At 36.5% G+C, this 18,178-nt stretch carries 17 protein-coding genes and 1 other annotated feature; of the genes, 4 read left to right on the plus strand and 13 right to left on the minus strand.

Going from position 1 to position 18,178, the window contains the following annotated elements; all coding sequences use genetic code 11:
- The first annotated feature begins 7 nt into the window (after window positions 1-7).
- Window positions 8-181, plus strand: a complete 174-nt coding sequence (locus tag RTR43_RS09215; protein ID WP_312471285.1) for a hypothetical protein — start codon at window positions 8-10, stop codon at window positions 179-181.
- 87 nt (window positions 182-268) lie between these two features.
- Here RTR43_RS09215 and pepF read toward each other — a convergent pair whose 3' ends face one another.
- The 5 genes from pepF to spxA form a co-directional block, all read right to left on the minus strand.
- The gene (pepF, locus tag RTR43_RS09220) at window positions 269-2,086 is read right to left on the minus strand and encodes an oligoendopeptidase F (protein ID WP_312471340.1); all 1,818 of its coding nucleotides are present in this window, start codon (window positions 2,084-2,086) and stop codon (window positions 269-271) included.
- Between the two features lie 227 nt (window positions 2,087-2,313).
- Window positions 2,314-3,558: a competence protein CoiA gene (locus RTR43_RS09225; RefSeq protein WP_312471286.1), complete on the minus strand. Its 1,245-nt coding sequence runs from the start codon at window positions 3,556-3,558 to the stop codon at window positions 2,314-2,316.
- Window positions 3,559-3,652: 94 nt separating this feature from the next.
- Window positions 3,653-5,164, minus strand: coding sequence for a cardiolipin synthase (gene cls, locus RTR43_RS09230; protein WP_312471289.1), 1,512 nt, complete (start codon window positions 5,162-5,164; stop codon window positions 3,653-3,655).
- A 77-nt stretch (window positions 5,165-5,241) separates the two neighbouring features.
- A complete protein-coding gene (mecA, locus tag RTR43_RS09235) occupies window positions 5,242-5,913 on the minus strand; it encodes an adaptor protein MecA (protein ID WP_312471341.1) in 672 nt (223 codons plus the stop codon).
- Between the two features lie 292 nt (window positions 5,914-6,205).
- Window positions 6,206-6,601 carry a transcriptional regulator SpxA gene (gene spxA / locus RTR43_RS09240; protein WP_248733819.1) on the minus strand — a complete coding sequence of 132 codons (396 nt, stop codon included), beginning with the start codon at window positions 6,599-6,601 and terminating at the stop codon, window positions 6,206-6,208.
- Window positions 6,602-7,182: 581 nt separating this feature from the next.
- On the opposite strand from spxA, the gene RTR43_RS09245 reads away from it, so the two are divergent.
- The gene (locus RTR43_RS09245; protein ID WP_312471291.1) at window positions 7,183-7,368 is read left to right on the plus strand and encodes a hypothetical protein; all 186 of its coding nucleotides are present in this window, start codon (window positions 7,183-7,185) and stop codon (window positions 7,366-7,368) included.
- 46 nt (window positions 7,369-7,414) lie between these two features.
- On the opposite strand, the gene RTR43_RS09250 is transcribed toward RTR43_RS09245, so the two are convergent.
- From RTR43_RS09250 to RTR43_RS09270, 5 genes are all read right to left on the minus strand, one after another.
- A complete protein-coding gene (locus RTR43_RS09250) occupies window positions 7,415-8,356 on the minus strand; it encodes an ABC transporter ATP-binding protein (protein WP_312471293.1) in 942 nt (313 codons plus the stop codon).
- Between the two features lies 1 nt (window position 8,357).
- Complete coding sequence (locus RTR43_RS09255) at window positions 8,358-9,464, minus strand: ABC transporter ATP-binding protein (RefSeq protein WP_312471342.1); 1,107 nt, start codon at window positions 9,462-9,464, stop codon at window positions 8,358-8,360.
- A gap of 17 nt (window positions 9,465-9,481) precedes the next feature.
- Window positions 9,482-10,510, minus strand: a complete 1,029-nt coding sequence (opp3C, locus tag RTR43_RS09260) for an oligopeptide ABC transporter permease (RefSeq protein ID WP_312471295.1) — start codon at window positions 10,508-10,510, stop codon at window positions 9,482-9,484.
- On the minus strand, window positions 10,507-11,439 hold the full coding sequence (gene opp3b / locus RTR43_RS09265; protein ID WP_312471297.1) for an oligopeptide ABC transporter permease: 933 nt from the start codon (window positions 11,437-11,439) through the stop codon (window positions 10,507-10,509). Before opp3b ends, opp3C begins: the two co-directional genes overlap by 4 nt.
- A 112-nt stretch (window positions 11,440-11,551) precedes the next feature.
- Window positions 11,552-13,246 carry a peptide ABC transporter substrate-binding protein gene (locus RTR43_RS09270; RefSeq protein ID WP_312471300.1) on the minus strand — a complete coding sequence of 565 codons (1,695 nt, stop codon included), beginning with the start codon at window positions 13,244-13,246 and terminating at the stop codon, window positions 11,552-11,554.
- Window positions 13,247-13,468: 222 nt separating this feature from the next.
- On the opposite strand from RTR43_RS09270, the gene RTR43_RS09275 reads away from it, so the two are divergent.
- A complete protein-coding gene (locus RTR43_RS09275; RefSeq protein ID WP_312471303.1) occupies window positions 13,469-13,825 on the plus strand; it encodes a DUF3899 domain-containing protein in 357 nt (118 codons plus the stop codon).
- 55 nt (window positions 13,826-13,880) lie between these two features.
- Window positions 13,881-14,125 (plus strand) — a binding site (T-box leader).
- A gap of 56 nt (window positions 14,126-14,181) precedes the next feature.
- Window positions 14,182-15,171, plus strand: a complete 990-nt coding sequence (gene trpS / locus RTR43_RS09280) for a tryptophan--tRNA ligase (protein ID WP_312471305.1) — start codon at window positions 14,182-14,184, stop codon at window positions 15,169-15,171.
- Window positions 15,172-15,228: 57 nt separating this feature from the next.
- Here trpS and RTR43_RS09285 read toward each other — a convergent pair whose 3' ends face one another.
- From RTR43_RS09285 to opp4B, 3 genes are all read right to left on the minus strand, one after another.
- Window positions 15,229-15,975, minus strand: a complete 747-nt coding sequence (locus RTR43_RS09285; protein ID WP_312471306.1) for a YjbA family protein — start codon at window positions 15,973-15,975, stop codon at window positions 15,229-15,231.
- 159 nt (window positions 15,976-16,134) lie between these two features.
- Window positions 16,135-17,046 (minus strand): oligopeptide ABC transporter permease, encoded by a 912-nt coding sequence (gene opp4C / locus RTR43_RS09290; protein WP_312471307.1) that lies wholly within the window; start codon window positions 17,044-17,046, stop codon window positions 16,135-16,137.
- Window positions 17,047-17,057: 11 nt separating this feature from the next.
- The gene (gene opp4B / locus RTR43_RS09295) at window positions 17,058-18,023 is read right to left on the minus strand and encodes an oligopeptide ABC transporter permease (protein ID WP_312471309.1); all 966 of its coding nucleotides are present in this window, start codon (window positions 18,021-18,023) and stop codon (window positions 17,058-17,060) included.
- Window positions 18,024-18,178: the final 155 nt, after the last annotated feature.

Genomic DNA, 18,178 nt, shown 5'->3' on the forward strand with positions numbered 1-18,178 from the left:
ATTTACTGTGGGCAAAACTCCTTTTATCATTATGATTCTCTTTATTCTATTTGCCTTTTTTCTTCATTTACTTGCCTTATTGAAGGTTTTCCCACTATTAATCAGTGCCCCAACTTTGTTTATTTCCATTTTAATCTTCCTCTTTTATCTTAATAACCGAAACCGATTTAAAGGATTTTAAAAGGGACAGCTGCCTAGTTGGCGCCGTCCCTTTTTCCTACTGTCCTATATCAGCGCCTAGGGGTCAAGGCACTAATGTTATTTGTGCTTATGATAACAATTGTTCTAATTCGTTTAGTTTCTCTTCGAATACCTTACAAGCATCCTTAATTGGATCGGCACTTGTCATGTCAACGCCTGCTTTCTTTAGCACTTCAATTGGATAATCTGAGCTTCCGGCGCTGAGGAAATCAATATAACGCTTAACCGCTGGCTCGCCTTCTTCTAAAATCTGTTTACTTAGCGCAGTGGCTGCACTGAAGCCCGTCGCGTATTGGTATACATAATAATTGTAATAGAAATGAGGAATCCTTGCCCATTCTAAACCGATTTCCTCATCAATCACAATATCTTCTTCACCAAAATACTTTTTATTTAAAGCATAGTAGCTTTCTGTTAACGCATCTGCCGTTAATGCTTCGTTATTTTGTGCTTTTTGGTGGATTAAGTGTTCAAACTCAGCAAACATAGTTTGACGGAATACTGTGCCTCGAAAACCTTCTAAATAATGAGTCAACAAGTAAATCCGCTTTTGTTCGTCATCAATTGTTTTTAATAGATGATCATTTAGTAATGCTTCATTACAGGTAGAAGCCACTTCAGCAACGAAAATCGAATAGTTTCCATACGGATAAGGCTGTGATTTCCGCGTATAGTAGCTATGCACGGAATGACCAAATTCATGGGCTAATGTGAATAAATCATTCACATTTGCCTGCCAGTTCATCAGGATATATGGATGCGTACCGTATGCACCGGAAGAATATGCACCGCTCCGCTTTCCTTTATTTTCATGAACATCGACCCAGCGGTTTTCAAAACCATCTTTTAAAATCTTCGAATACTCCTCACCTAACGGGGCTAACCCTTTGATGACTAAATCCTTCGCCTCTTCGTATTTTATTTCCATCTTTACATCTTTTACAAGCGGTGTATACAAATCATACATATGAAGTTCATCAAGGCCCAGCACTTTTTTCCGAAGCTTCACATAGCGATGTAATAAAGGAAGATTTTCCGTAACCGTATTTACAAGGTTATCATACACACTCTCGGGAATATTATTGGCAGAAAGGGCTGCATGCCTTGCTGTATCATATTTTCTTACTCTTGCATTAAAATTGTCCTTTTTCACATTGCCACTTAATGTGCTTGAGAACGTATTTTTAAAATTACCATACGTTTTATATACCGCTTTAAAGGCATCCCGCCTTACACGCTGGTCTTCACTTTCCAAGAAGCGAATATAACGGCCATGGGTAATTTCAACTTCTTGCCCGTTCTCATCTTTTATCGATGGGAATTCCAAATCAGCATTGTTTAACATCCCAAATGTATTACTGGAAGCATCCATTACTTCGCTTGCCTCTGCTAGTAATGCTTCCTGCTCAGCACTTAACACATGCGGTCTTTGCAAATTAATTTCAGCAATGGCGTGCTCATATAGCTTTAATTCTGGCTTTTCATTTAGAAAGCTCGTCACTTTGCTTTCATCGATTGAGAGAATTTCCGGAACGATAAAGGCCAACTGACTTCCTGCTTGTGAATACAGATTCTTCATTCGGTCATCTAAGCCTTGATAAAAGGAATTAGTTGTATCTTGGTCATAGCGCATATGCGAATATGTATAAAGCTTTCCAATTCGTTCTAATAGCTCATCTTGGAACTGAAGAGCTTTATAAAGCGTCTCCGCACTTTCTTCTAATTTCCCTTCAAACTCCTTAATTCCCGGGATTAGCTTTTTTACCTCTTGGAATTCTTTTTCCCATTCCTTGTCATCTGCAAAAATATCTTCTAATTTCCATGTGTCATCCACAGGAATCTCATTTCTTGCAGGTAGTGACTTTACTGCAGTTTCATTTGCCATCATCCATCCTCCATTCAAATTCGGATTGTGAAAAGAATCCACACATAAATATATTCTCCTAATTATTCTAATTTCCTTTAAAATGTGTAACAAACTATCCCCTATATTATGCCCAGTTTTTATTTATATTTCTGTAAGAATACGTGTGTTTTTTTGATAAAGTGAAACTTCACTCAGTGGGGGTTTTTCTTCATCCCCACTGAGTGTTAGTTGAACCAATCGGGCCTTTACGGGCAGTTTGTCCCCCACTTTTCCTCATCGTTTCCTCTTAGTCTTGAAGTGGGGGTCTTACTGCCCGTTAATCTGCGATAAAAGAGAGTCTTTGCCTCCTCTCTCTCCCGGTTGGACCTTGGTATCGTAATTTTTCGTTGGACTTGGAAATCAGTGTCTCCTTTTCTGATTAAAATACCGAACAGCACTAAATGTTGTAAATATTCCATTTCGGCTAGTAAGGGGGTGACCTGCACTAACTGTGGCAAATTCCGAATGATAATATCCTTCCTCCTTATTCTTTTGTTAAAATGAGCCTTAATTTCTTGTAAAGTAATCAAATCATTGGGGTACTTCCCTGCAAGAACATCAAGGAATAAATAGGTTTGCCAAATAATTGGAGCAGTTTGAATGGTTAACGAATGAGGAACAGGAAGGCCAATTTCTGGTGGCAACAAGAACAAATTTAGGTTTTTTTTATAAACCTCATTAAGAAATGGATTTTGTATTTTTTCAGGATAAAGTGTCAAATTTAATTTGAAATTTTCTATCTCGCTCATCCAGCTGGATAGATTAAGGTGATGCTCACTTATTGGTTCTAGTAAGCCTTCTATTTTCAAATCATTAAGTGGATATTGGGATGTTTGTGCGAACGCATTTTTAATTGAGTAGGAAGTTATTGATCCAACTAATTGAAAAAGATGTTTTTCGGGGCAATATGATGGAATATAAAGATTTCCAGACGAAGTAGCTCGTAAAAATAAATAATGAAAATTGGACAATGAGATAATATCTCGCTTTTTTTGGTGAATATGATTGCTTGAGAGTATCCATAATGGATGGTATTCATTTTGGAGATACGTTTTCGTCCTCTTGATAAAAACGCTTTCCGGAAGCGATGAACACTGATACTCCAAGGCATATTTCTGTTCCTTAAACTTAAACAAAATATCGGGGCGCTGCCCAATCTCCTTATCATAGAATTCCAGCATAGAAGGTATTCTTTGCCGAATGAGCCACTGATATAACTGCCGTTTCCCTTCCATATGGGTGATCGTTTCATTTTCATAAAACTCACGGCAGCTACTGCTTTGTTTATGTGCAAAATGAAAAATTCGTTGATCCCCTAATTTAAGAGAAACACTTTCACCGCATATCGGACAAAAAAATTCTTCTTTACTGCGAAAATATAAAAGAGTTTCCTTTTTGTAATTATAACCTAGGTTGATTTTTTTACCAGATCTTGTATGCGCAGTTAGCAATTCAACATCTCCTTTCTCGTTTAATTATTCGCCAAATTTTGCTATTATTCCTTTAAATTAAAAAAGAAAACTTGCCCATTTTGACAAGTTTTTCTTAAAGAAGCGGCGAAAGTAACCGCGAAGTCGATTCCAGTAATCTTAGTCCAAAATGCCGCTTTTGGAATGTTTGTAATTCAAGCTGTGTAGCATGCTCTACGTCATTTAAATATTCTGCGACAAGCTTATCGGTGCTTTTCGTTCGGAACAAGAAGGCATTTACTTCAAAATTCAAATGAAAGCTCCTCATATCCATATTAGACGTTCCAATCGAGGCAAGCTCATCATCAACGATGATAATCTTACTGTGCATGAAACCTCGTTCATATTCGTACACTTTAACCCCAGCCTCCAAAAGTTCCGGGAAATAAGATCTTGACGCATGAAAGACAATTCTTTTATCTGGCCGATTTGGTACAAGCAACCTTACATCGATCCCACTCAGTGCTGCCACCTTTAGCGCCGAAAAAATATCTTCATCTGGAATAAAATATGGGGATGCAATCCAAACTGATCGTTCCGCCGAAGCAATCATCGAAAAAAAGATATTTTTAATTACGCTCCATTCATTATCAGGTCCGCCGGCAATCAGTTGAACTCCCCCATGACTTTTATGATCAATTTGTGGGGATAAGTATTCCGCCGTTAAAAAACTATGATTTGTCATGTAATACCAATCTTGCAAAAAAATAAGTTGGAGAGTACGTACAGCTTCACCTTTAAGCATTAAATGCGTATCCCGCCAGAAGCCAATATGCTTATCTCTCCCTAAGTATTCATCACCAATATTCAATCCACCCACAAACCCAATCGTGCCATCAATCACAATAATTTTACGATGATTGCGGAAATTAAATTTATTATTTAAAAAAGGCAATTTTACGGGTCCGAAGGATATCGTTTCAATACCGGCATTTTTCAATTCATTAATATATGCCTTTGAAAGCTGCCATGAACCCACTGCATCAAATAGAAAACGAATTTTAACCCCTTGGTTTGCTTTGTCAATGAGAATATCTTTGATTTCCTGACCAATAAGATCATGACGAACAATATAATATTCCAGGTGAATATGATGTCTCGCTCGCTTCAATTGTTCAATAATATGTCGAAAAGTTTCTTCTCCATTTGTTAATACTTTTGTCGAAGTATCAAAGGAGATTGGACTGTTTCCAAGTTTTTGTGCCAGGTTAAACAATTTCCCTAGATGTTCCCCCATTAAACTTAGTTTTTCCTCATTCCTTGGGTCATCTTCTCCTTCAACCGTAAGAAATGCTTGTTTGTCTAGGAAATACTTCTTTCTATACATCTTCTCTTTTCGATAGTTTCGTCCAAAGAGGAGATAAAAAATAAAGCCGACATAGGGAAAGCTTCCTAAAACGACTAACCATGTAATTGTTTGTGTCGGATGACGGTTCTCGAGGAAAATGACAAACCCGATAAAAATGACTGACAGCGAAATTAAAACGCTTAAGATTCCAACGATTCCACCTTCCAATCGACCCTTAAATAAAAATAAGAGGATGGATAATACGGATAAAAATATGACGACTCTTACTGTGTTTTTCAAAGTACTCACCTGCCAAAATTTTCAATATACACTAATGTTAAAAATACCGATTTCAAATATGAAATCGGTACTTGTTGTCAACTAAAGTACTTTCTTAATTCTGCAAAAACATTATTGGATATAATTTCTTTTCCGTACTCTTGAATTCGATGGATCGTCAGCTGTGTTTCATGACCATATTCAAGTAAAACACTTAAGAAATCATCTATTTCATCTTCCTCAAATAATTCCTCAGGAAATTCAACATAAAGATAATATTTCCCTTCATAATGATATAGCATAGTAACTAAATCATCTAATCCTGGACGATTGGCAAGCATAATCACATCTTCAAAATCTTTAAAGGCAAGGAGAAACTCTAATGTCTCTTCCTCAAGTGAGATATCTTCCTCATCAGGTTGATGAGGATTGAAATGCTGATCCAAAAGCTCTTCAATTTTATCATCTACAGGAATGTCATTTATTTTATCATTAGGAATTGGGAGTTCAAACTTTTGCCCATCCTTTGAAAGCTGCGCTTTGGTCACAAGAACCTCTAAACCTTTATCAAGAGCTTGAACTTGAATCCAAAGGGGACCTTCGACGATAAATTCTTCATCGCCATGGACTTCATCCATCATTTCCCAAAATAATTCTTCACTACGTTCGCGATTGTACCAAATTTCCTCGCGATCAAAGCCTCTTTCTTCTATATCTCCATAAGAAATATAAAATTTCACTGTATTCTCATTAATACGTTCAATCTCCATCATAACCTCTCCCTTCCGATTTCCTTATTGAAGGGACTAAATACCCCCAAGCAGATCATGCTTTACCATTTACATCAAAAAAGGCTAAAAGCTTTTCTGGATAAAAGTAAATACTCTTGTACTTTCATTTTATGACAAAAGTACTAATAAGGGAAATAAAAAAACTGAAAATCATAAAAACCATCATTATGCCTATATATATTTCATTAATTGTAGCAAAATGATTTAGAAACTACAAACTTTCCAGTCTCAGTATACAAAAAAAGACCTTCGTTTAAGAAGGCCTTATTATTTAATTAACCATTCGTTGTGCTTCTCGCAATTGGAATGTTCTCACTCTTCTTGGTAAGAATCTTCTAATTTCATCTTCATTATAACCAACCTGTAAACGTTTTTCATCAATAATTATTGGGCGGCGCAGCAGTCCAGGATTTTCCTTAATCAATCCAAATAAATCCTGAAGCGGCATAGAATCTAAGTTAACATCTAATTTTTGAAATGTTTTTGATCTAGTGGAAATAATCTCATCTGTCCCATCTTCCGTCATTCGAAGAATTTCTTTAATTTCTTCCATTGATAATGGTTCAGAGAAAATATTTCTTTCCGTGTATGGGATTTCATGCTCTTCCAACCAGGATTTAGCTTTCCTACATGATGTACAACTTGGTGAAGTGTATAGTGTTACCATCTGTTTTTCACACTCCTCTATAATTTACAGTTCATTTTTATAAAACCAAAATATTGATATAATCAAGTTTTAATTTTCTAGCAAACTTCAAAATTAAAATTATTATAAACAAGTAATTTATATCATTAATTATACACCACGGTTCCTAAAAAAGGTATCCCTTTTTCAAAAATAATTGAATAGCCTTAAACAGCCCTAAATTAAAGGGTACATTATATTAGACGAATGATTCACCTAAAAGTTTCATAAATACTTACTAATTTATCGATATTTTTTTCAATCTACATCAATTTCTTCCCTATAACGTTCGGTTCCATAGCTACATTTTTTGAGGGTCATCAAGAGAAAAGGCTATTCCTCCCACCCAGGTATCAATTTATCACACCAACCTTAATACTTTCTTAAATTACATTCTCAATTAACATCCCGAATTGAAAACGCATTCATTATTCTATAAAAACTTTCAAGTGGTTTATTTATTTTCCTCTTTCAATAAGGAGTAAGTTCTTTTAAAATATGAGGTAGTGGTATTAGTATTGTCTGATAAAAAGTATAATACGTTTAAAAAGGGAGGTTCTACCATGGGAGGTTACATAACTGATTTAACAATCGTTGCCTTGTTAATCGTAGGGATTACGGCATTGATGGGAGTTATTACAAACAGTTTTGGAGAAAAAGTATTCGGTGGCAAGCGTCGGAGTGAATTTGTTGATGAGAGTGCCAAATACCAAACTGGATGGAAAACGGTTGGCGGAAAAAAGAACTAAATGGACAATTTATTAAGAAAAACGATCTCAATCGAGATCGTTTTTTTTAATGGCCTGATTGTGCCTTGTATTGATTAAATTCTTTCTCAGAACAAAGAACGAAATGGCCAGGAGTTACTTCTCTAAATTCAATAGATTCATTAGCCCCGTAATTATGACTAGCTGGATCATATGATTTCCGTCTCCGTGACCGTTCACTGATCGGATCTGGAGCTGGAATTGCTGATAAAAGTGATTGAGTATAGGGATGAAGCGGATTTCGATAAAGCTCATCAGCAGGAGCAAGTTCAACCATTTTACCAAAATACATAACACCAATTCGATCACTAATATATTTTACCATTGATAGGTCATGCGCAATAAAAAGGTATGTTAAATCTTTTTCTTTTTGCAGCTTTTTCATTAAATTAACAACCTGAGCTTGAATGGAAACATCCAAGGCAGAAATCGGCTCATCGGCGATGATAAATTCTGGTTGGACTGCAAGTGCACGGGCAATGCCAATCCGTTGCCGCTGACCACCACTAAATTCATGCGGGTAGCGGTTTGCGTGTTCTCGATTCAAGCCAACGGTTTCTAAAAGTTCATAAACCTGCTCCATCCGTTCTTGCTTTGATTTTGCCAATCCATGAATATCAATTCCCTCGGCAATAACATCGGCAATTTTCAATCTTGGATTTAATGATGCATATGGGTCTTGAAAAATCATTTGCATTTTCCGGTTAAACTCTTTTAATTGCTGTTTCGATTTTTTACCATGGACATTGACACCATCATAAATGACTTCACCGCCAGTGGCGTCATACAAACGGATAATCGTCCGGCCTGTTGTGGATTTACCACAGCCAGATTCACCGACAAGCCCCATTACTTCACCTTTATAAATATCAAAGGAAACAGTATCAACGGCTTTTACTTCATTCGATTTTCCTTCATTAAAATATTGCTTTAGGTTTTTTATTTCTAGTAATTTTTTTCTTTCAGCCATTTTATTTTCCCTCCTTTATTCCAGGGAATTGACTTTGACTACCCTTTTCTAACGAAGCAGTTCCGACACTTACACCTGTTTGCCCATTAAATTGATTTTGACGTCTCTTAACAGCATCAGGCGGTTCAACCTTTGGTGCATCAGGATGCAGCAGCCATGTTGCCGCATAGTGAGTATCAGAAACTTTAAAAAATGGCGGTTCTAGTTCTAAGTCTATTTTCATAACAAACGGGTTCCGTGGTGCAAATGCATCACCTTTTGGCGGATCTAACAAATCAGGAGGTGTTCCGGGAATTGAGAATAACTCTTCATCATCAGTGTCCATATCCGGCATTGAGCTGATTAGGCCCCATGTATAAGGATGCTGTGGATTATAGAAGATTTCATCTGCTGTCCCAATTTCAACGATCTTCCCGCCATACATAACAGCGACACGGTCAGCTACATTAGCAACCACACCAAGGTCATGGGTAATGAAAATAATAGACGTATCAATTTTCTTTTGTAAATCCTTCATTAATTCAAGAATTTGCGCTTGAATGGTCACGTCTAATGCTGTAGTCGGTTCATCTGCAATAAGAATTTGTGGATTACATGCTAACGCAATCGCAATGACAACCCTTTGTCTCATTCCTCCAGAAAACTGGTGTGGATATTGGTTGATCCGAATTTCCGGTTTTGGAATCCCCACGAGCTTTAATAAGTCAAGTGTTCTTTCCTTCGCAGCGTGTCTGCTCATGTTTTGATGTTTAATTAACGGTTCCATAATCTGGTTACCGATTTTCATTGTTGGATTAAGAGATGTCATTGGATCTTGAAAGATCATCGAAATATCATGACCCCTGATTTTTTGCATTTCTTTGTCCTTTAGTTTAGTTAAATCTTTACCATTAAAAAGAATTTCCCCGCCTTTAATTTCTGAATTATGCTCTGGAAGTAAACGCATGATTGATTTAGTTGTTACTGATTTCCCAGAACCCGATTCACCAACAATAGCTAACGTTTCCCCTTTAAATAGATCAAAGCTCACCCCTCGGATGGCTTTCACTTCCCCGGAAAACGTATGGAAAGAGATATTCAAATCTTTTACTTGTAAAATTTTCTCCACTTTCATTCACCTGCCTTCTAATCACGCATTTTTGGATCGAGCGCATCTCGCAATCCATCGGCTACCATGTTAAAACATACCATTATTAAAGCTATCATGAAGGAAGGAATAATCATTTGATATGGAAAAGCAATCATTCCCTTAAATCCGTCATTAACTAATGTTCCTAGAGAAGACGCCGGCTCTTGTAAACCTAATCCGATAAAACTCAGGAATGCTTCGAAGAATATCGCACTTGGAATTGAAAACATCGTATTTATGATAATAACACCAAACATGTTAGGAATCATATGCTTAAAAATAATCGATCCATCCGATGCCCCTAATGTTTTCGCAGCCATGACAAATTCCTGACCTTTATATTTCAATACTTGCCCACGGACAACACGAGCCATACTCGTCCAGCCTGTTATAGTTAATGCTATGATAATTGGAATAATCCCAGGTTTTAACACTAATATCATTAATACCACAACAATCAAGTTGGGAATCCCAACAATTATTTCTATTATGCGTTGCATTAAACTATCTAACTTGCCGCCTAAATAACCGGAGATGGCACCATAAGATACTCCAATAAGCATATCAACTAAGGCAGCCATAAAAGCAATGAATAATGAAACCTGAGTTCCTTTCCAAAGCCGTGCAAATAGATCACGACCTAGAGAATCCGTTCCAAACCAATAATAATTATCAACTTTTCTGACCTCATAAGCGTTATATTCAGACCCATCTCTTTTTGTTAAAGTACCGTCAAAAGGGAGCCAATGTATGTTTTCTAATCCTTGAATCCTTGGTGGTAAGTTATTGTGTTTGGTATTCTGATCAGAGTAATCATACGGTGTAATCAGTGGACCAACAAACGCCATTATAATTAATATAGCGAGAATCACCATACTAATAACAGCAGCCTTATTTTTACGAACCCTTAACCAAGCATCTTGCCATGCACTCAGGCTTGGTTTAGCAATTCTTTCACTTTTTGATGGGTCAATATGGACGGGTGCAAACATATCTTTTGAAATGATTTTTTCTTTGTTGATCATTTAGTTTTCCCCTCCGAAATACGAATACGTGGGTCGATGACTCCGTAGAGAATATCAACAACTAATATAATTACTACGAATAAAACGGCAAATAAAATGTTAACCCCCATAATCACAGGGTAATCATTCATGCCAATTGACTTAACAAACTGCTCACCTATTCCAGGAATTGAAAAGATACGTTCAATAACCAGCGACCCTGTCATTAAACTAACAGCTAAAGGTCCCAAGACGGTAACAACAGGAATAAGTGCGTTACGAAGTGCATGCTTTACACTTATTTGCCAGTAACTGGCGCCCTTTGCTTTTGCCAAAGTAATATAATCGGATCCTAACACTTCAATCATTTCTGTACGCATAAATCGAGCTGCAATCGATATCGGGAACATCGCTAACGCAATCGTAGGGAGGATCGTAAATTCTGGTCCTTTCCAGAACATAACTGGAAGCCATCCTAACTTAACCGCGACATAGTATTGAAGCAATCCTGCAAAAATGAATGATGGTATTGATTTTCCAACTACTGCAATAAAAGTTGAACCATAATCAACCCAACTATTTTGTTTAAGCGCAGCGATGACACCTAAAAAGATGCCTAGTATTGTACCAACAACCATTGCTTGAAAACCCAATGTTGCTGATGGCCCAATACGTTTTGAAAGCAGCTCTGTTACAGGAGTATTGTCAAATTGGAAGGAGACTCCTAGATCCCCTTTCACCATTGCCTTTAAATATTTTCCGTATTGAACAGGCAAAGGGTCTTTTAATCCGTATTTTTCCAATAGAATATTCTGCTGAGTAGGATTGAGTTTTTCAAAATTATTAAATGGACTTCCAGGAATTAGCTTCATGAGGAAAAAGGTAACGCTTATAACAATAAACAGTGTAATAATCATATAAAGAACTCGCTGCAATAAATATTTCGCCATGCCCACACCTCCTAATTAGTGAAAATTCGTCATATTTCGACAATTAGCATACAGGTAAAAAGAGAGTATATTCTTTAATATACTCTCTTTATATTTGATTAGTAAACGTGACCTATTTTAATACTTTAATCCACTGATAGCTAAAGTCAGGACCAAATGCATGGGTTGCTAAACCTTTAACTTTTGTATTAACTAATATGTTAACAGCTCGTTGGTAAAGTGGTGCAAATGCAGCATCATCTTCTAACAAGAGTTTTTCAGCATCTTGAAGATTTTTCCAACGTTCTTGTGGCTTAGCAGCTAGCTCATCAATAGATTTTTTAATCATCTCATCATATTTAGGATTGCTGTAATTCATATGGTTATTTTGTCCACCTGTTAACCAAAGGTCCATATAAGTCATTGGATCTGCATAGTCAGGTCCCCAGCCGCCCATTAAGAGATCATATTGTTCCTTATTATCACGGTCGATTTTGATTTTAAAAGGAACACTCTCAATATTAATCTTCATTCCAGGAAGAGTTTTTTCTAACTGGTCTTTAATGAAAGCATCAGTCGTTTTTGCAGTTTCGGTATCTTGACCAATATATTTAAGTGTTACTTCCTTAAGACCGGTTTCTTTAAGTCCTTTTTCCCACAGCTTTTTAGCTTCGTCTTTATTTGTTTTCAAGAAATTGCCGCCATTAGCACGGAAATCCTTACCGTCTAAGAAAGAAAAGCCTTTTGGAATTAAGAAATTAGCTTCAATTGAACCGTTAGCTAAAACATCATCAACTAATGCCTTCTTATCAATTGCTAATGCAATTGCTTTACGGATATTAACATTTTTCAATGCTGGATTCTTTTCATTCATTTTTAACCACCAAATAGATGGCTCTAAGTAACGCATCAATTCTGGTGCTCCATCAAATTGGGAAAGAATTGCAGCTTGTGCAAGTCTTGGTGTAATATCTGCTTCGCCTGCTGTGAATGCGTTCGCGGAAGCTTGACCATCTTTAGAAACGTTAAAGTTTATTTTCTTTAATGTTACGTTTTTAGCATCCCAATAACCATCGTTCTTTTCTAATACCCAGTCAGTAGCGGTTGGGCCATCCCACTTAGTAAATTTGAATGGTCCGTTGGAAAGTAAGCTATCGGCACCTGATGCATATTTTTTGCCTTCTTTTTCAACAAACTTTTTGTTTTGTGGATAGAATAATGAGAAAGTTAGATATGATTCAATATATGGAATTGGTCTAACTAAGCTAATTTCCAATGTATTGTCATCTAATGCTTTGATCCCAAGATCTTCTGGTTTTGCTTTTTTTGCAACAATCTCAGAAGCATTTTTAATTTTATCCTCCATGAAGTATGGACCGTATGGAGATGCGGTGTCTGGGTTAACCGCCTTTTGCCATGAGTATACGAAGTCATGTGCAGTAACTGGGTCACCGTTAGACCATTTTGCTTCTTTTTTCAATTTAATCGTTATAACGGTTTTATCAGCATTGTATTTCGGCATTTCGGCCGCAACACCAGGAATTACCTTTTGATCAGGGTCTAAACGATATAATCCCTCGTTGGTAGCATTTAACATTGTTCCACCAAGAACGTCCTGGTTCATAACACTATCCATCGTTGGAATTTCAGCAGTTTCTAAAACCGTAATTTCTTGCTTATCAGAAAGTTGTTCAGCAGCTGGTTTCTCTCCGCCTTTGTCTGTCGGCTTTTTTGTTCCTTCGTTTTTAGTGCCGCCTGAACATGCAGCAAGGAACATGCTAAGGACTAATGTTAAAACTAAAAGTAGTGAAAGTTTTGATTTCTTCACTAGTAGACCTCCCTTTTCTATTATTCTGAAAAATTACTACATTCTCTATTATACATATTTTAAAATATTTGTACATTATTTTTTGCAATTTAATTTACAAAATAGATACAATTTTTACGTAACGATTACAAATAGACGTGATATAATTTAGACTTATACTGATTTTTTTGTATAATAGAATGACGATATCGTTAATAAATCAATGTTTTTGGAGGTTTTCCAGTGAATATTTTCAATAAAAAGAGACTGATTATTTTGGCTATTATACAGCTTGTGATAGTTACTATTTCCTTTATTTTCTACCGGAAAGTTTCTTTGTTAAGCTATATCAATATATCTTTTTATTTTTCATCCTTGTTACTACTCACATCCTTACTGCTTTTTACGGTTCATTCAGGTTTTTATGATGTCATTACAAGGTCATTTAGCTATGCCTTTTCAAGAGGACACAATAAAAGAAGATTTGATGAAATCCCGCGATTATCTGAACTTGTTACGATTGATGAAAAACCGTTGCTGTTTTATGGTTTAGTAAATGGTTTATTCATGGCAATCGCTCTCCTGGTATTTTATATGTAACTAACTTGAAAACAAATATGTTTTTCATTTATAATGTGAATAATCGAATAGTAAATGTAAAGCGATGATAAAGAGGAGTACGTATCCTATTCGTTTTAGAGAGTTTGTGGCTGGTGGAAACAAACACGAAATAGATACGGAATGGACTTTTGAGCTTCTTTCTGAACCGATTTAAACAAGTAGGAATAGACGTTGTCCTTGCGTTAAAAGGAATCCATTATCGTCTGCCAGACGATAATGGAACTGAGTGACTCTTTTTTGAGTAATTTAGGGTGGTACCGCGAACCATTCGTCCCTATTCGTTTTTTGGGGACGAATGGTTTTTTTTATTTATTTTTTTAGGAGGCAAGATTTAAATGAAGACAATTTTTTCAGGCATTCAGCCGAGTGGCACTATTACAATTGGCAACTATATTGGGGCATTGAAGCAGTTTGTCGATATGCAAAACGAATACAATTGCTTCTTTTGTATAGTGGATCAGCATGCTATTACAGTTCCCCAGGACCCCGTTACACTTCGTAAAAATATCCGTAGCTTAGCTGCATTATATCTTGCAGTTGGTCTTAATCCAGAAAAGGCTACGCTTTTTATTCAATCAGAGGTTCCCGCACATGCTCAGGCAGGCTGGTTAATGCAATGTGTGTCCTATATCGGGGAATTAGAACGAATGACTCAGTTTAAAGATAAATCAGCAGGAAAAGAAGCCGTTTCTGCAAGTCTTTTGACTTACCCACCGTTAATGGCCGCAGATATTTTATTGTACAACACAGACCTTGTCCCTGTCGGGGAAGATCAAAAGCAGCATATGGAATTAACAAGGGATTTAGCTGAAAGATTTAACAAGAAGTATAACGACATTCTTACCATCCCTGAAATCAGTATTCCTAAGGTAGGAGCACGCATTATGTCGCTTCAAGAACCAACAAAAAAAATGAGCAAGTCTGACCCAAATAAAAAATCCTTTATTACACCATTAGATGAACCAACGCAAATTATCAAGAAAATAAAAAGTGCCGTAACCGACTCTGAAGGACTCGTTAAATTCGATAAAGAGAATAAGCCAGGGGTATCTAATCTCCTTTCGATCTACTCGATTTTAGATAGAAAATCGATCGCTGATATTGAAGAAATGTATGTTGGGAAAGGGTATGGAGATTTTAAAGGTGATTTAGCGGAAGTTGTTGTTAACTTTTTTAAGCCTATTCAGGACAAATACTATAATTTAATGGAATCAGATGAACTAGACAATATTTTGGACCGTGGAGCTGAGAAAGCGAACCAGGTAGCAAGTAAAACCCTTAAGAAAATGGAAAATGCAATGGGGTTGGGACGAAAAAGAAGATAGCCAAATTAAAAGCCTGTCCGCAAAAGGTATGCCGTGCAAACCTTTTGGGTCAGGCCTTTAGTTTACTTTTGGACCATGCTCCATTTCCCAAAGCTTTTCAAAAAATGGCTGCCCTTTAATTAGATTCTCACAGAATGTTTCGTGCCGCTTCGACCAGCCATATTTGGTTTCTTCAAATAGCTGATCCCAGGCCTCTTCAAAATTTAATTCTTGAATCGTTGAATATTGTTCAGGACACCACTCGGTAAACCAATACCGTACTTCAGCTTCGTTATTAGATGAGAGCAATTGATCAAGAGCCATAAATAACAGCTGCTTTAATTGTCGTTCTTTTCTGGTTAGTCCTCTCATTAGTTCTGGTTCTGGTGACAAAATATGAAAATCCTTTATTTTTGACTTGCTGTAAAAATGATATGGTTTTGCTTCCTGTTGGCCAATCATTTCGTAGACAAGCTGCTCTTGCCTTGGTATCAGCCTGCTTTTTCGAATTGGAATATTGTAGCCAATTGTATCAATAGCTAAAATTCCAGTACCATCTGTCACAACAAAGCAATAGTCAAGCTGGACTCTTTCATGATTTTTTCTTAAATAAGCTTTCTGATAAATATCATCTAGAAGCTGTTGAGGTAATTCTAACAAATCATTCTCAATATAATCAAATAGTATCGGTTCGACTTTTAAAAGCGGAACTTGGTCTAACAGCTCCACAGCGTCATCTTTCCGCCATTCATGAAAGTGGCAAACATTATAACCGTTTTCTTCCCCTTCAAACCAATTTACCCATACATCATGAAGATACAACATAGTACAACCCCTCACTTCAAGAAACTGTTTGTAAATCAGTATGGGCAGACCTTAGTTAAATTATTCCTTAATATATATTTTACTCCAGTTACACTTTATTACTGGTATTAGGGAGACCTTAGGATAAAAAAAAATCTACCATATCAGGATGGTAGATTTTTATCTTCTTGATTTAGGATTGAAAGCATCCTTTAAACCTTCACCGATAAAGTTGATTGATAAAATGGTGATGGTGATTATGATTGCTGGTGGTACCCATATCCAAAGTTTGAATTGCATGACATCTGGTTCGATTGCCGAAGAAAGCATATTCCCCCAACTTGGAACTTCTTGTGGAACACCAAACCCAAGGAAACTTAATCCTGATTCAGCTACGATCATCGTTGCAAAGGTAATAGTTGCTTGTACAATGATTGTAGATAAAACATTGGGTAATAAATGCTTCACAATAATCTTTGTCGGTGAACAACCGATAGATATAGCAGCTATGATATACTCATTTTCTTTTTCAGCAAGGATTTTACTTCTTACGATACGAGCAATTCCTCCCCAGCTAAGCAAACTAATAACTCCTATTAAAACCCAGAGACCACTCACTCTCCCAAACAATATTGCATTGATTACAATAACAAATACAAGAAATGGAAAGTTTAAGATAAAATCTGTAAATCTCATTAAAAGACTGTCAACTGTTCCCCCGAAATATCCAGCAATGGAACCTATCATTGTTCCAAGTACAATGACAAATAATGTACAGCTCATTCCCACTAATAAGGAAATGCGGCCACCATAAAGTAATCTTGTAAAAACATCCCTGCCTGCCTTATCCGTTCCTAACCAATGGTCTCCTGAAGGTTCTAATGACATTTGACCAATGTTAACTTTAGTTATATCTGCAGTTGTTATAAACGGAGCAAGGAAGGAAATAATAGCAACAATAACTAAAAAGATAAGACTAATCATAGCCAATCTATTTTTTACAAACTTTTTCCGAGCCATTGCCCATGGAGATAAACTTTTTTGCGGGGGTACTTTGATAATATTAGTATCCTTTTGCGTAGCAATTTGCATCTAAATCCCCCCTAATCTAGCCTAATTCTCGGATCTACAACACCGTATAAAACATCAGCTACAAGGTTGCCGATTAGTGTTAAAAAGGAGAATAACATTGTCAACGTCATTAAAACTGGATAATCCCGTGTTCCGACAGATTGTAAAAATAGTTGTCCAAGACCAGGATAAGTAAAAATCGTTTCCGTAATGATTGCACCACTGATAATAGCAACTAAATCAAACCCTAAAAAGGTAATGAGTGGAATAATAGAGTTTCTTAAAATATGAACATTGTAAATCTTTTTTTCCGGTGTCCCTTTTGCACGTGCTGTACGAACAAAGTCCTTCCGGCTGTTTTCGATAATATCATTTCGTAAAAACTGTGTATAACTTGCAGTACTTAATAATCCAAGGACTACGGCCGGCAAGAATACATGGTGAAAACGACTTAACCAATATTCAGCTGTACCTTCTGTCACACCGATATCAATCGAACCATTTGATGGAAACCATCCAAGCGTAAAAGAAAAAAAGAAGATTGCAAATACCCCAGCGATAAAAGATGGGATGGATAAGCCCAAATAATTTATCCCTCCTATTAAATTATCTCCAAGTGTATATGGTTTTCTGCCGGAATATAACCCCATAAAGAAGGCAAGTATATATGTAATTAATATAGAAGTAAATCCAAGTAATAGCGTGTTCGGTACACGTTCTCCAATAACGTCTGATACTTTTATTTTATAACGTGCTGATTTTCCAAATTCACCTTCAACAAAATTGCCAATCCAGCGGAAATACTGTTGTGGTAACGGGTCGTTATAGCCTAATTTTTCCCGCATTTCTGCGATATATTTTGGATTAGTATTTCTTGGGTCAATTTCTCCTGAAAGAGAATCCCCAGGCATTAATTTTGCCAAGGTAAAGACAACGATGGAGATTAGAAATAACATCGGAATCATGCCCAAAATTCTTCGAAATGCATACTTTAGCATGTGCATTCTCCTTGTCTCTAAACTATGTCAAATAAAGTGGTGGATGTAACCCAATTTGTCCAATTGGGAAAGGTTTCGAAAGAATAGTTTCTCTCTCAGCCTCACCCAATTGAACTTCTTAGGCTAAATATTTTTACATATTAAGCATTTAACAT

This window comes from Neobacillus sp. (assembly GCF_031988165.1).
GTDB lineage: Bacteria > Bacillota > Bacilli > Bacillales > Cytobacillaceae > Neobacillus > Neobacillus rhizosphaerae.

Coding starts and splice junctions, on each gene's coding strand:
- pepF (WP_312471340.1), bottom strand. CDS start 2,086: ATGGCAAATGAAACTGCAGTAAAGTCACTACCTGCAAGAAATGAGATT.
- mecA (WP_312471341.1), bottom strand. CDS start 5,913: ATGGAGATTGAACGTATTAATGAGAATACAGTGAAATTTTATATTTCT.
- spxA (WP_248733819.1), bottom strand. CDS start 6,601: ATGGTAACACTATACACTTCACCAAGTTGTACATCATGTAGGAAAGCT.
- RTR43_RS09245 (WP_312471291.1), top strand. CDS start 7,183: ATGGGAGGTTACATAACTGATTTAACAATCGTTGCCTTGTTAATCGTA.
- RTR43_RS09250 (WP_312471293.1), bottom strand. CDS start 8,356: ATGGCTGAAAGAAAAAAATTACTAGAAATAAAAAACCTAAAGCAATAT.
- opp3C (WP_312471295.1), bottom strand. CDS start 10,510: ATGATCAACAAAGAAAAAATCATTTCAAAAGATATGTTTGCACCCGTC.
- opp3b (WP_312471297.1), bottom strand. CDS start 11,439: ATGGCGAAATATTTATTGCAGCGAGTTCTTTATATGATTATTACACTG.
- trpS (WP_312471305.1), top strand. CDS start 14,182: ATGAAGACAATTTTTTCAGGCATTCAGCCGAGTGGCACTATTACAATT.
- RTR43_RS09285 (WP_312471306.1), bottom strand. CDS start 15,975: ATGTTGTATCTTCATGATGTATGGGTAAATTGGTTTGAAGGGGAAGAA.
- opp4C (WP_312471307.1), bottom strand. CDS start 17,046: ATGCAAATTGCTACGCAAAAGGATACTAATATTATCAAAGTACCCCCG.
- opp4B (WP_312471309.1), bottom strand. CDS start 18,023: ATGCTAAAGTATGCATTTCGAAGAATTTTGGGCATGATTCCGATGTTA.